The sequence below is a fragment of the Rhodococcus globerulus NBRC 14531 genome (genome assembly GCF_001894805.1).
In the GTDB taxonomy this organism is placed as follows: domain Bacteria; phylum Actinomycetota; class Actinomycetes; order Mycobacteriales; family Mycobacteriaceae; genus Rhodococcus_F; species Rhodococcus_F globerula.
The window spans coordinates 168,409-181,612 of record NZ_BCWX01000001.1 but is presented as its reverse complement, the minus strand read 5'-3'; the positions used below and the strand labels follow the sequence as shown (position 1 = coordinate 181,612).

Here is a 13,204-nt window from a genome sequence, read left to right as displayed (position 1 = left end):
GAACGCATGCCCAGAAGGTATGCAGTTTTCGGCGTTCACCGCCTAATCTCATGGGATGCCCGCCCCCGCACCTCTCCTCGATGTGTACTCACAACCGACACTGTCGACCCTTGCGCCGTCAATTCTCGCCTCGCTGGGAGTTGCCGGCGAGGCCAATCGACTGAATCTGCCACCCAGCAAGAGAACGGTGATCTTGCTGGTCGACGGTATGGGAGCCAATCTCCTGGCGCGCAATGCCGAGCATGCCCCGTACCTGAACTCTTGGGTGGGCTCCCCCATCCGCGCCGGATTTCCCACGACGACGGCCACCAGCATCGTGTCCCTGGGAACCGGCCTCCCGTCAGGCGCGCACGGCATTACCGGCTACCAGTCGTACGTCGAGGAAGCCGATGCGGTGTTCAACTGGCTCGGATGGCATCCCACCGGGAAAAAAGAGTCGTACGCCGATTCGATCGTCCCCGAGGTTCTTCAACCGGAAGCCACGACGTTCGACCGGGCCCAGGCCGCAGGCATCACTGTGACGACGGTTGTCCCGTCCAAGTTCGACGGCAGCGGACTTACTCGCGCGGGCATGCGCGGTGCAGCTTTTGCCGGCATTCAGGCGTACGGCGATCTGGTGGCTCGCACGGTTGCCGTCGCAAAATCCGCGGAGCGCACGTTCACGTATTGCTATATCAGCGAGATCGACGCCCTCGGGCATGTGTACGGACCTGAATCGGAGCCGTGGCTCCAGCAACTGTCACTGGTCGATCGTGTTGTCGAACAACTCGCCGCTGCTCTCGGTCCGGACGTGACTCTGATCGTGACCGCCGACCACGGAATGGTCGAGATCACCGACGCGAACAAGATCGACTACGACAACTCGCCGGTCCTGTCCAAAGACGTCCTCGCGCTCGCCGGCGAACCACGCTGCCGGCACATCCACACCCGCGAAGGTGCGGCAGCCGACGTGGCTGCGCGGTGGCGAGCCGAACTCGGCGACCGGATGTGGATCGGCACACGGGCCGAGGGCATTGTCGCCGGATTATTCGGCCCCTCAGTACATTCCGCGTTTCACGGGCGAATCGGCGACGTCATCGCCATCGCCACCGACGATGTTGCTGTGGTGCGCCGCTCGGTGGAATCAGGCTTGGCCGGGCTGCCCGGTCAGCACGGCGCCCTCACACCGGACGAACTACTGATCCCACTACTGTCGTCGCCGACCCGCTGAGCCGAACCAAACATAACGAGAGCCCGCGAACCTGTTCGGTTCGCGGGCTCTCGTCTGTGAGGAAGATCAGGCGTTCGGATCAGTTCCGAGCGGCGGCAGGATGACAACCTGGCCGGCGTAGGACAGTCCGGCACCGAAGCCGACCAACAGGGCCTTGTCGCCCGGCTTGACCTGGCCGTCGCGGAGCATCTGCTCCATGGCCAGCGGCACCGAAGCTGCGGACGTGTTGCCCGTCTCGGCAATGTCGTTGGAGACCGGGAATCCCTCGGGCAGCTTCATGCTGCGCGCGATGACCTCGTTGATGCGCTGGTTGGCCTGGTGCGGCACAAACGCGTCGATGTCATCGATGGTCAGACCCGACTTCTCGAGCGTGCGCGTGGCAACCTTGCCCATTTCGAAAGCAGCCCAACGGAATACGGCCGTGCCGGCCATCTTGATCCACGGCCGAGCGCCTTCGGGCTTCTCGATGAACTCGAGCCAGCTCGGCTCCTGCTTGATGGCGTCGGACTGACTTCCGTCCGAACCCCACTCGACGGGGCCGATTCCCACGGTGTCACTGACACCGACGATGACGGCGCCGGCGCCGTCGCCGAAGATGAAGCGCACACTGCGGTCGGTCGGCTCGGTGGTGTCACTCATACGGTCGACGCCGACGACAAGTGCGTAGTCGGCAGTTCCGCCGCGGATCAGGTCGTTGGCGACACCGAGTGCGGTGCTGAATCCGGCACAGCCGGCAGCCAGGTCGAATGCGGCCGGACCGTTCATACCGAGTTCGTGAGCGATCACCGATGCGGCCTGCGGCGTCTGCAGGTCGTAGGTGGAGGTGGCGATGATGACAGCGCCGATCTGCTCGGGAGCGATGCCACTGGCAGCCAGGGCGCCACGTGCGGCACCGAGAGACATCGCGACGACGCCTTCGCCGTCGCCGGCAAAGCGGCGCGACTTGATGCCTGTGCGGGTCTGAATCCACTCGTCCGTGGAATCGATCGTCTCGCAGATCTCGTCGTTGGTCACAACCCGCTCAGGGCGGTGAACGCCGAGCCCGAGAAGGACGGACTGCCGACCTCCGGCCACACTGGCAATCGGCTTACCCATTGATCGATCTCCTCGTTGCTTCAGGTGCTTGACTCGTTTCCGAGATCACACGTTACGTAGCGGACATACGCCCACGCCTCTCAGGTCACCGTTAGGTTACGACAACAACATGAGGCTGGCTCACATTACGCTTGCGGCGCGTCCGCCGTCCAGATGTTCGGTCAAGCCCGCAAATGGGCTAGAACAGCCAGAACCCGACGATGTCCGCTTTGGGAAGTCGACAGGCCGAGCTTCGCGAAGATATTTCCTATGTGCTTGCTCACAGCAGTGTCGCTGACAACCAGTTTCTGCGCGATTTCCTGATTTCCCAACCCTTCTGCCATTAAACCGAGCACTTCCGATTCCCGCGGAGTGAGTGCGCGAATGGGATCGTCGGCGCGACGACGGCTCATCAGTTGGGATACCACCTCGGGATCCATGACGGTTCCGCCGCCGATCACCCGCTCGAGAGCGTCGACAAATTCGGCGACCTTGCCGACACGTTCCTTCAGGAGGTATCCCACACCGCCTGCGCCACCCGCGAGCAGCTCACCGGCGTAGCGGTCCTCCACGTACGCCGAGAGGACCAGAACGGGGAAGCCTGGCCGTGCCTTGCGAACCTCTATCGCGGCCCGCAGACCCTCGTTGGTGAATGTGGGCGGCATCCGCACGTCCAGGACACCGGCGTCTGGGGCCGTTTCCTCGAACACCGACAGGAACTGGTCCGCGTCCGGCACCGCGACGACCTCGTAGCCCTCCCCGCGCAACAGCAGCGCCAGTCCCTCACGCAGCAAAGCATCGTCCTCGGCAATCAGTATCCGCACGGCAGTTCCACCCTCATCGTTGTCGGCCCACCGGCCGGACTGTCCAGGACCACAGTTCCCTCGAATGCTTCGACCCGACGCCTGATGCCGGCGAGACCGCCCCCGAGGCGCTCGCTCGCGCCGCCGTGTCCGTTGTCGAGAACATCGATTGTCATGGTCTCAGGATCGGATTTCGTGGCCGCTCGCACAGTGACGGCGTGTGCTCCACTGTGTTTGGCGACGTTGGTCAGCGCCTCGGCCACCACGAAGTAGGCAGCGGCCTCCACCGCGGCCGGAGCGCGTCGTAGGTTCTCGATCTCGAGCACACAGGGCACGGTTGAACGTCCTGCAAGAGCGGACACCGCACCGTCCAGACCGAGTTCGTCGAGAATCGGCGGGTAGATGTCGTGAACAAGCGCCCGTAGCTCGCTCAGCGCTTCCGTGGCCGCTGCCTGTGCCCGATGCACCTGCGGAAGCGCCTGATCCGGATTGTTCGCCAGGGCCCGCTCGGCCATTCCCAGCATCATCACCACCGCCACCAGACGATTCTGGGCACCGTCATGCAGATCCCGCTCGATACGTTTGAGTTCTGCCGAGTGTGCGTCCAACGCCGCCGCACGACTTGCGGTCAATTCGCTCACCCGCCGCGACAAATCCGCCCGGGCATCATCCGCAAGGAGAGACGACGCCAACAGAGCGAGCCACCGCGCCATCGCCGGAATCAGCCACCACGCCAACAACAAATACAGGGCACCGATGACGGGCATGCCGGCCGCGCCCCACCACGACGTCACGGGATAAGGATTGGACACCGGCTCGTCGGCGGGCATCGCCTGCCAATAGAACGGAACCGCAAAGGTATTGAGCGCGCCCAGTGGCAACGCGACGGTGAGAAGTCCGGCAACGGGTGCTCCCATCGCATGGAGCACCAACCAGCCACCGTCGCGTCGCGTCGACCGTTCGGTGAGCAGTCGACGCAGATCCCCGATCCCCGGATTGGTCGGCATGGGCGGATAGCGATGGGGAACAGCAGAACCCGAGTAGCGAGCCGAACGAGCACGGGCAAGATCCGCCCACCACCGCAACACACGCACGTACGACGGAACCAGCGCCCACCCCACGATCAGCACCGACAGCGAGAGCAGGACCATGCCCGCTATCACCAAAGCCAGGGACACCACGCCGGCGCAACCCTCGACAAGCACGTAGCGCACTGCCCGAAACCTCTGCTTCACCGTCCCAGCATGCCGCACTCACCGCGCAGATCCACTACAGCTGGCTACACCATTGATTCGGGACTCTGCAGGATGTCGGGACGCGCCGAATCTCCCTAGCGTCTATTTCATGAAGAATCGACACGCGGCCCTCAATCCCCCGGCACCGACGGCGACCACTGCGGCTGTTCGTCTCGAGGGAGTCAGCAAGGTCTACGGCAAGGTCTACGGCAAGGTCTACGGCAAGGGCGGCGGCGTCACTGCTCTCGACAATGTCAGCCTCACCCTGCCCCGCAGCACGTTCACCGCGGTCATGGGCCCGTCCGGTTCCGGCAAGAGCACCTTCCTGCACTGCGCTGCCGGTCTCGACAGCCCGACCAGCGGATCGACCTGGCTGGGCGGCACCGACATGTCACGACTGAAGCCGAAGGCCCGCAGCATCTTCCGACGCGATCATGTCGGTTTTGTCTTCCAGGCGTACAACCTGCTCGGCGCGCTGACCGTGCAACAGAACGTCACACTCCCCCTACTCCTCGCCGGACGCACCGCCGACAAAAACTATCTGACCTTCGTTCTGGAGGCCGTCGGACTCGGTGCGTTGCGCAATCGCGCACCCGCCGAACTGTCCGGCGGACAACAACAACGAGTTGCCATCGCCCGAGCACTCGCCACTCGACCCGACGCGCTTTTTGCCGACGAACCCACCGGCGCGCTCGACTCACGCAGCGCGAAGCAGGTTTTGGAACTTCTGCGCCACACCGCTGCCGAGTTCGATCAGACCGTTGTCATGGTCACCCACGATCCCGTTGCCGCGTCGTATGCCGACCGAGTGCTGTTTCTGGCCGACGGAAAACTGGTCGGGCACATCGACCGGCCCACTCCGGCGCAGGTCGCCGAGCGCATGACGCACCTCGGGGACTGGTGACCGTGAAAGCTCATACCGTTGCCCATCTGAAGGCACATCGCTCCGGCTTCATCGCCGTATTCGTATCCGTGTTCTGCGCCGCCCTCCTCACCTGCGCGTTGGGCATTCTGCTGGAATCGGGAGTGCGAGGTGGAGTCTCGCCGCACCTGTATGCCGGAGCCGATGCCGTCGTCAGTGCGCCGCAGGCATTGGCGGTCAAGGAAGACGCCGATCAGCCCTTTGCCGAGCGGGTTCTGCTCGATAGCGATGTGGTTCACAAGCTCGATGCACTCGATGCCACCGTCGTTCCCGATATCTCCATCCCCGTCAGCACCGCCGACGGCGTCGTACTCGATGCACATCCTTGGCGTACAGCGCAATTGGCACCGTATTCGCTGACCGGAGGACGCGCACCGCAGAACAGCAATGAAGTTGTCTCCACCACCGGCGCTGCCGTCGGTGAGCGAATCACGCTGGCGCACGGCGGGATAGTGGACGAGTACACCGTTGTCGGCACAGCCGATTCGGATTCGGAAGCATCACCGGACCGTCCGGCACTCGTCTTCCTCGAAGACCAGGAGGCCGAACGGTTGTGGCCGCATCACGGCTCGGTCACCGCCGTCGGTGTGATCGCACCCGAAGGCGTGAACGCGGCCGCTCTCGCCCGCGAGGCCCTGTCCGGCACCGACGCTGAGATCTCGGCCGGCACCGCGCGTGGCGGCATCGAATTCCTCGACGCCGGTGCTGCGCGGACCCAGTTGATCGCGCTCTGCGCGTCGTTTGCGGGTCTCGCTTTGATGGTCGCCATGTTTGTCGTGTCCAGCACGCTGTCTCTCTCGATCAACGCACGCCGTCGAGAATTTGCTCTGCTGCGCGCAATCGGCGCAACCACGTGCCAGATTCACACGATGATCGGACGCGAGGTGCTCTTCGTCGCTACCGCCGCAGCCGCCCTCGGGCTGATCCCCGGCTTCCTGCTCGCGAAAGTTCTGGGCGCACAGTTCGCGAGCGCCGGCGTCATCCCTCCCGATTTTGCCTTGGTATACAGCCCGATTCCCGCTTTGAGCGCGTTTGTCATCTGCGTTCTGACCGCGCGGGGCGCAGCGGCGGTGGCTGCCCGCCGCCCGGCAAAACTCGAACCTACCGAGGCGCTGCGCGAATCCGAGCGCGGCCCAGCCGAATTGAGTAGGCCCAGGATTGTCACCGGAGCCGTGCTCGGCGTCCTCGGTCTGAGTATGTCCGCACTCCCGGCGTTCCTGCCCGGCGAGGCTGCAGCTGCCGGAGCGGGCAGCAGCGCGCTGTTGCTGATCTTCTCCGTCGCCTTGCTTGGCCCACTGCTCGTGCGCGCCATCATCCGGGCCGTCGGCGGACCACTGCGTCGTAGCACCCGAGCGCCGCGAGTTCTGGCTGCCGCAAATGCCGAATCTCACTCGCGTCGGCTCTCCTCCGCCATCGTGCCGCTCGCTCTGGCCATCGCCCTGGGCTCCGTGCAGTTCTTCAGCCAGTCAACCGTCGCCGCGGAGGCAACCGATCAGTCGATCAAGGGAGTGACCGCAGATCTGATCGTGGGCGCTCCGGCCGGCATCGCACCCGCGCTCGTCGATTCCGTCAGGGCAATTCCGGGAGTGAGCGCCGCCAACCCCGTCGTCCGCAGTCAGGTCCTGCCGGTGACGAGTGGTGACGAGGCCGGCGCAGCGGTCACCCCGATCTCCGCGCAAGGAATCGACGCCGCTCACGCCGCGTCCACTCTCGACCTCGATGTCATCGAGGGAGATTTGGTCGATCTGACCGACGACACCGTTGCCGTGAGCAGCGACGGTGCCTTCGCCCTCGGTGCCCGCGTCGGTGGTCGCATCGATCTCCATCTCGGCGACGGCACGGTGATACATCCGTTGGTTGTCGCGAAGTACGGTCGTGGACTCGGTTTCGGCGACGTCACTCTGCCAGTCGATACGCTGCGGACACACTCCACCGACGCGCTGATCGACGCGGTTCTGGTGCGCGCCGAACCTGGACGCATCAATGAGGTGCAGCAGTCACTGCAGTCCTTCTCCTCTATCTCGGCAATGAACCAGGACCAGTTCGGGGCCGCCGGCGCCGACGAGCGTCGGATGCAGTCCTGGGTGAGCATCCTCGCGGTCCTGGTTCTGCTCGGTTATCTGGCTGTCGCTGTTGTGAACACCTTGGTCGCGGCCACGGCGGAACGCGCGCGAGAGTTTGCCCTGCTGCAACTCGTGGGCGCCAGAACCAGTCAGGTTCGCGCAATGATGCGGATCGAATCCGTCATGGTGGTCGGTATCGCCATTGTGGTCGGGACGCTGATCGCCATACCTCCACTGGTGGGGATCGCGATAGCCGTCTCCGGCGCGCCGGTACCCACCGTCTCGCCGGCGGTCTACGGATCGATCGTTGCCGTCACTGCCGCCTTGGGATTCCTGTCGATCGCCGTCCCGACGCGGGCGGCACTGCGCAAGAACTGAGTGCCACTACCGTCGTCACTTATGGACGCGGCCGACTGGGACAAGAAGTACGAACGATCGGAACTCGTCTGGGGCGCTCCCCCGAACGAGCTTCTGGTGGAATACGCGACGGCCCTCCCCCACGGCAAGGCATTGGACCTGGCCTGCGGAGAGGGCCGCAACGCGTTGTGGCTGGCAACACGAGGCTGGGAAGTGACCGGCATCGACTACTCGGCCGTCGCGATCGACAAGGCCCGCACGATCGCCTCCCGATCCCCACGCTCCGTGGTCGATCGACTGGACTACCGCTGCGGTGACGTCACCACGGTCGAGTACGGCCACAATTACGATCTTGCGCTCGTTCTGTACCTCCATCTGCCGGCACCACAGCGCACGTTGGTTGTGAACCGTGCCATAAATTCTCTGAAACCTGACGGAATCCTCATGATTTTGGGTCACGACCGAAGCAACGTCGATTACGGCGTCGGCGGACCACAGGATCCCGAAATCCTCTACACGCCAGAGGATTTGATGGAAGAATTCGGAAACCGGCTCAGTTTCGAGATCGCCGGAAATCCGCACAGACACACCGAAACGGGAATCGCGATCGACGCACTTGTCATCGGACGGAAATTCGATGTTGGCAGTTGAAAGAACGACTAGTAACATGTATTAAGTTACCGACGAGTAATAAACTTCGGGCGGTACTAGGAGTGCTGGACCGCACCACCTCACTGGGAGAAGCAGACATGGGCCATTACAAGAGCAACGTCAGGGACCTCGAGTTCAACCTCTTCGAGGTACTCGGACTGGAAAAGCCACTGAGCGAAGGCGCTTGGGGCGATCTCGATGCCGACACCGTCCGCAGCATGCTGGCCGAGGTCGCACGACTGGCTGAGGGACCGCTCGCCGAGTCCTTCGCCGACGCCGACCGTAACCCGCCTGTCTTCGACCCGGAGACCCACGAGGCGAAGCTTCCCGAATCCTTCAAGAAGTCCTTCCGCACCATGTGGGACGCCGAGTGGTTCCGCATGGGGCTGAGTGAAGAGGTCGGCGGCGTTCCCGTCCCCCGCACGGTCGTGTGGGCGATCGCCGAAATGCTCCTCGGCGCGCAGCCGGCCGCATTCATGTACCAGGCCGGCCCCTCCTTCGCCGACGTGCTGTTCAACAACGGCACCGAAGAGCAGAAGAGCTGGGCAGCCACTGCTGTCGAACGCGGCTGGGGCGCCACTATGGTCCTCACCGAGCCCGACGCAGGCTCCGACGTCGGCGCCGGCCGCACCAAGGCGATCAAGCAGGACGACGGCTCCTGGCACATCGAAGGTGTCAAGCGCTTCATCACGTCCGCAACCTCGGATGATCTGTTCGAGAACATCTTCCACCTCGTCCTCGCTCGCCCCGAAGGCGCCGGCCCCGGCACCAAGGGTCTGAGCCTGTTCTTCGTCCCGAAGACGCACTTCAACTTCGAGACCAACGAACTCGGCGAGCGCAACGGCGTCTTCGTCACCAACGTCGAGCACAAGATGGGCCTCAAGGCATCCACCACGTGTGAGCTCACCTTCGGTGGCCACGGCGTCCCCGCCCAGGGCTGGCTGGTCGGCGAGGTTCACAACGGCATCGCGCAGATGTTCGACGTCATCGAGCACGCTCGAATGATGGTGGGCACCAAGGCTATCTCCACCCTTTCCACCGGCTACCTCAACGCTCTCGACTACGCAAAGCAGCGCGTCCAGGGTGCCGATCTCACCCAGATGACCAACAAGGCCGCACCGCGCGTCACCATCACGCACCACCCCGACGTGCGTCGTAGCCTCGCGATGCAGAAGGCATACGCCGAAGGCCTGCGTGCGGTGTACCTCTACACCGCGGCGCACCAGGACGAGATCGTCGCCAAGCATGTCTCGGGCGCCGACAAGGACACCGCGTTCCGTGTCAACGACCTCATGCTCCCCATCGTCAAGGGCGTCGGCTCCGAGCGCGCGTACCAGTACCTGACCGACAGCCTCCAGACCCTCGGCGGCTCGGGATTCCTGCAGGACTACCCGATCGAGCAGTACATCCGCGACTCCAAGATCGACTCGCTGTACGAAGGAACCACCGCCATCCAGGCGCAGGACTTCTTCTTCCGCAAGATCGCTCGTGACCGCGGTGTCGCCCTCGCTCACATTGCCGGACAGATCAAGACGTTCATCGACAGTGAAGCAGGCAACGGTCGCCTCAAGGCGGAACGCGCACTGCTTGCTACCGCCCTCGAAGACGTCCAGACCATGGCGGCAACCCTCACCGGGTTCCTCATGGGCGCTCAGGAGCAGCCTTCCGAGCTGTACAAGGTCGGACTCGGCTCGGTGCGCTTCCTGATGGCTGTCGGCGACCTGATCATCGGCTGGCAGCTGCTGCGCCAGTCGGAGATCGCTATCGCAGCGCTGGACAACGGCGCTTCCGACAAGGACAAGGCGTTCTACGAGGGCAAGGTCGCCATCGCGTCCTTCTTCGCCAAGAACGTACTGCCGGAGCTCACCGCGTCACGCGAGATCATCGCCAACACGGAGAACGACATCATGGAGATCGACGAAGCTGCATTCTGATTTACTGACGGGTCCGGCCGCTGAGGGTTTTCCCTCGGCGGCCGGACCCGTTTCAGTTCGCTGATCGTGAAGGTTTTTACTCGCGCAGCGAGCAAAAACCTTCACGATCGGCCGCCCACTCGGGGCACCAGTTCGGGTTGTCTGTGGTTGGCTGAACCAGCACTGCCGACTCCAACCCGAAAAGGTGATCGCCGTGGCCGCTCCGCACGAGGCGTACGAATCTCAGCCCGAGTACACGCGCGAGACAGCAGTAACAGCGCGGGGATTACGCCTCGACGGACCGTGGGGCCCGGTATTCGGCCCGGTAGACCTCGACATCGGGGCCGGCGGCGTCACCGTCATCGAAGGCTCGGCCGGATCCGGACGCACCTCACTGCTCCTGGCACTGAGCGGGCGATTGAAGCCCAGTTCCGGGTCACTGAGCGTATTCGGACGTACCCGCCCGCGCGACATCTTCGACATCTGCTCCATCGCCGGTTTCGAGGACATCGACGAACTGGCACAGTCGGTCACCGTTCGCGACCTCGTCACGGAGCAGATCCGTTGGGATGCACCATGGTACAAATTGATCGGCCGCGCCGGTGACGAGCAACTCGCCGCCGTCTGCGGGCCGGTGTTCGGCGATCACCCACTACCGCGTCTGGGTCAATACGTCAGCGATCTCGGTGAACTCGAAGCCACCCTGCTGCGGATCGCCGTCGCGAACACCAAGAAGACCGCGGTGCTTGTCATCGACGACCTCGAGCAGGTACGACGCGATTACGAGCGCGCCTACCTGGTGGAGCGACTCGCCGACCTCGGGCGATATCAGACCGTCATCTGCTCCACGGTGAATCCGCTGCCCGAAGGGTCACCGGTCGATGTGCTCACTCTGCGCGACGATGTCACCTATCCCGATCAAGAAGGCGCGAGGTAGCGGCGATGCTTGCAGGAATGTCACTCGGAACCGAACTCAAGCGGTTCTCCCGGGGAGTCATGCCCCGAATCGCACTCGTCACCATCATCCTCATGCCACTGCTGTACGGCGCAATGTACTTGTGGGCGTTCTGGAATCCGTTCGGCGAGGTCAACAAGGTTCCGGTCGCGCTGGTCAACATCGATCGCGGCGCCATGGTTCAAGGGAAAGAACTCAACGCGGGTGACCAGGTGAGCCAAGCCCTCCTCGACTCCGGCGAACTGGACCTACACCTCGTCTCCCCTGACGAAGCAGCGCAGGGCGTTTCGGACGGCACGTACTACTTCTCGTTGACACTGCCCGAGAATTTCAGTGAAGCGGTCGCGTCGCCCACGTCCGACAACCCACGTAAAGCCCAGTTGCAGTTCGCCTTCAACGACGTGAACAACTACCTGGCCACGATCATCGGCCAAAATGCCGCCCAGCAGATTCTCAACCAGGTGGGCGCCACGATCGGCGCACAATCCGTCGAGACCGTGCTGCTGGGACTCACCGACGCGGGCGCCGGGCTGAAACAGGCCGCTGACGGAGCACAACAACTCTCCGCAGGCATGACAACCGCAAACGACGGCGCAGCCCAACTTGCCAGTGGCTCGAAGACTTTGGCGGACAACATGGTGACCGCCCGCGACGGCGCCGCCACCCTTGCCGACGGTACCGCGCAACTATCGGCGGGAATCGACACCGCAACCGGTGGAATCCTGGCGCTCACCGACGGATTGGGACAACTCGATGTGGGTGCCGGTCAACTGGGCAACGGCGCAACAGAACTCAGCGGCGGCGTCACCCAGGTTGTCGACACCCTGAATGTTCTGGGCGACACGCAAGCTCAGGCAACACAGTTGGTGGGCCAAGCCGTGGCAGCACTGCGCCTGAATCCCGATCCCGTTTCGCAGCAGATCGCCAACGCGTTGGCACCCGCCCAGGACATCCTGCGCACCCAAGGGTTCGGCGAATCCACCATGGGACAACTGGCCGAGCTCAAAAGCGGCGCACAGCAACTCGCGTATCAACTCGGAGATCCGTCGAGCACCTTCCGTGCCGGCCTGAGCGCGGCAGTCGGCGGCGGCGGCGAACTGCGCAGCGGACTCGTCCAGCTACGCGACGGAGGCCAACAGGTCAATGCCGGCGCCCAAACACTGAGCAGTGGTCTCGTACAGCTCACCGACGGCAGTATCGAACTCTCCGACGGCGCTGCTCAGCTCGCCGAGGGAACCCCGAAGTTGCAGGCCGGCGCGTCCGAACTTGCCACCAAGCTCACCGAAGGCTCCGGGCAGGTGCCGAGTTGGACTGACGAGCAGCGCACCGCGGCAGCGCAAACGCTCTCCAGTCCGGTCGAACTGCAGGAAACCTACAAGAACCGAGCCGCCACCTTCGGCACCGGTTTCGCTCCGTTCTTCCTGCCTCTCGCATTGTTCGTGGGCGGCATCATCACGTGGATGTTGCTCAAGCCACTACAGAACCGCCCGATCGCCAACGGACTGGGAGCGCTGCGCGTTGTGTTGGCGTCGTACTGGCCGGCGCTGCTGATCGGCGTCTGCCAGGTGATCGTCATGTACGTGGTGGTGCACTTCGGAGTGGGACTGCATGCCACGCATATCGCGGGCACCGTCGGATTCCTCATTCTCATCACGGGCGCCTACATGGCACTCATCCAAGCCTTCAACGCGATATTCGGTGTGTCCGTCGGACGCGTTGTCACCCTGGCGTTCCTGATGTTGCAGCTGGTTTCGGCCGGCGGAATCTATCCCGTCGAAACCACAGCCAAACCCTTCCAGATCATTCATCCGTTCGATCCGATGACGTACGCCGTCAACGGTCTGCGCCAGCTCACGGTAGGCGGAATCGACTCTAGGCTCTGGGTGTCCATCGCGGTGCTCAGCGGGGTTCTGATCGCATCACTGACCGCCAGTTCGCTTGCCGCCCGGCGCAATCGGCAGTGGACGATGGATAGATTGCATCCGCCGATCGAGGTGTAGCGCTATGACAAGTCTACTTGA

General features: G+C 63.6%; 10 protein-coding genes. 7 read left to right on the top strand and 3 right to left on the bottom strand.

Translation table 11 applies throughout. The features are described 5' to 3' along the window. The first annotated feature begins 55 nt into the window (after nt 1–55). On the top strand, nt 56–1,210 hold the full coding sequence (locus tag RG2_RS00770; RefSeq protein ID WP_033231677.1) for an alkaline phosphatase family protein: 1,155 nt from the start codon (nt 56–58) through the stop codon (nt 1,208–1,210). A gap of 66 nt (nt 1,211–1,276) precedes the next feature. Here the strand turns inward: RG2_RS00770 and RG2_RS00765 are convergent, their stop codons facing one another. From RG2_RS00765 to RG2_RS00755, 3 genes are all read right to left on the bottom strand, one after another. Continuing rightward, nucleotides 1,277–2,305, bottom strand: coding sequence for a beta-ketoacyl-ACP synthase III (locus tag RG2_RS00765; protein ID WP_033231678.1), 1,029 nt, complete (start codon nt 2,303–2,305; stop codon nt 1,277–1,279). A gap of 161 nt (nt 2,306–2,466) precedes the next feature. Next, a complete protein-coding gene (locus RG2_RS00760) occupies nt 2,467–3,108 on the bottom strand; it encodes a response regulator transcription factor (RefSeq protein WP_033231679.1) in 642 nt (213 codons plus the stop codon). Next, on the bottom strand, nt 3,096–4,322 hold the full coding sequence (locus RG2_RS00755; RefSeq protein WP_080711609.1) for a sensor histidine kinase: 1,227 nt from the start codon (nt 4,320–4,322) through the stop codon (nt 3,096–3,098). The genes RG2_RS00760 and RG2_RS00755 overlap by 13 nt, the downstream gene beginning before the upstream one ends. Nucleotides 4,323–4,431: 109 nt before the next feature. On the opposite strand from RG2_RS00755, the gene RG2_RS00750 reads away from it, so the two are divergent. The 6 genes from RG2_RS00750 (at nt 4,432) to RG2_RS00725 (ending at nt 13,183) form a co-directional block, all read left to right on the top strand. Continuing rightward, nucleotides 4,432–5,226 (top strand): ABC transporter ATP-binding protein, encoded by a 795-nt coding sequence (locus RG2_RS00750; protein WP_033231681.1) that lies wholly within the window; start codon nt 4,432–4,434, stop codon nt 5,224–5,226. A gap of 2 nt (nt 5,227–5,228) precedes the next feature. Beyond that, entirely contained in the window at nt 5,229–7,685 is a 2,457-nt protein-coding gene (locus tag RG2_RS00745) for an ABC transporter permease (protein ID WP_230590006.1), read from the top strand. Between the two features lie 21 nt (nt 7,686–7,706). After that, complete coding sequence (locus tag RG2_RS00740) at nt 7,707–8,315, top strand: class I SAM-dependent methyltransferase (protein WP_033231683.1); 609 nt, start codon at nt 7,707–7,709, stop codon at nt 8,313–8,315. A gap of 98 nt (nt 8,316–8,413) precedes the next feature. Then, nucleotides 8,414–10,249, top strand: a complete 1,836-nt coding sequence (locus RG2_RS00735; RefSeq protein WP_033231684.1) for an acyl-CoA dehydrogenase — start codon at nt 8,414–8,416, stop codon at nt 10,247–10,249. Between the two features lie 184 nt (nt 10,250–10,433). Further along, nucleotides 10,434–11,165 carry an ATP-binding cassette domain-containing protein gene (locus tag RG2_RS00730; RefSeq protein ID WP_033231685.1) on the top strand — a complete coding sequence of 244 codons (732 nt, stop codon included), beginning with the start codon at nt 10,434–10,436 and terminating at the stop codon, nt 11,163–11,165. A gap of 5 nt (nt 11,166–11,170) precedes the next feature. Continuing rightward, nucleotides 11,171–13,183 carry a YhgE/Pip domain-containing protein gene (locus tag RG2_RS00725; protein WP_033231686.1) on the top strand — a complete coding sequence of 671 codons (2,013 nt, stop codon included), beginning with the start codon at nt 11,171–11,173 and terminating at the stop codon, nt 13,181–13,183. The last annotated feature ends 21 nt before the right edge of the window (nt 13,184–13,204 follow it).